The sequence below is a fragment of the Oleiphilus sp. HI0128 genome (assembly GCF_001635365.1).
In genome coordinates this window covers 1-857 of record NZ_LWGG01001423.1, presented here as the reverse complement: position 1 = coordinate 857, position 857 = coordinate 1, and the positions used below count along the sequence as shown (strand labels likewise).

Sequence of the window (857 nt, the reverse complement as noted above, 5' to 3'; positions counted from 1 at the left end):
GGGCATCGATAATTCGGCTTTTTTTGGCGACGCGATAAATGCTGATACTGATATGTTCAACTTTAGGATCGTATGATGCCTGCCGTACGAACTCGGTGAAATGGTTGAACTTGTGATACGGGTAATAAAGTAAAATATCGCCTTCAGAAATCGCCTGGAAGCTGCTTTTGTGAGCGGCGAACTTCTTGCTTTCGATTCTCGGAAGCGGTGAATATTCTAAATAGTTGCGCCCGATATTAGGGAAACTGATGAAGTCTCTGAAGTTGTGATAGCGGCCACCCGGGATGACGGCGTCATAATTTGAGATGCCGATTTTATCAAGCAAGTAGTTCAGTGTGGATTTCGGCATTTCCCTGTCATAGACAAAGCGAACTGGCTCAGCTGTCATGCGTTGCTTAATGCTGAGTGACATCTGCTCTAGTAGAGATTGGTCAATATCTTCAGATAGCCCGTATTCCGCATCACGAGTCATCTTCATGGAATAGGCATGAATTTCATCAAACTTATAATTGCCTTTGAAGACGCTCTTCAGAGAGTAGCGAATAATATTATCAAGCATGATGATGCAGCGGCGCTTTTGCCCCTTGATTCTAGGTAGCTCAATGAAACGGCTCATATCGTCTGAGGGTACTTCAACCAAACTATATCTAGATTCGCCTTTGCGAATTAGTTCGACCGCAAGGTAGGTGATGTCATCATCCAATACCTGAGCAAGGTCGATTTTTCCCTCGCACATTATAGGGTTAATGTATTGCAGAACATTGTCTTTGAAATACTGATTAACCCATTCCCCTTGCTCTGGAGATAACTGTTGCTCGTTGATCAGAAAAATGTTGCGCCGGGCCAGGCATTTCAAA

General features: G+C 43.9%; 1 protein-coding gene. It reads right to left on the bottom strand.

Translation table 11 applies throughout. From position 1 onward, the window contains the following. On the bottom strand, nucleotides 1–857 hold an 857-nt coding region (locus tag A3763_RS23575; protein ID WP_231872303.1), incomplete at both ends, for a hypothetical protein.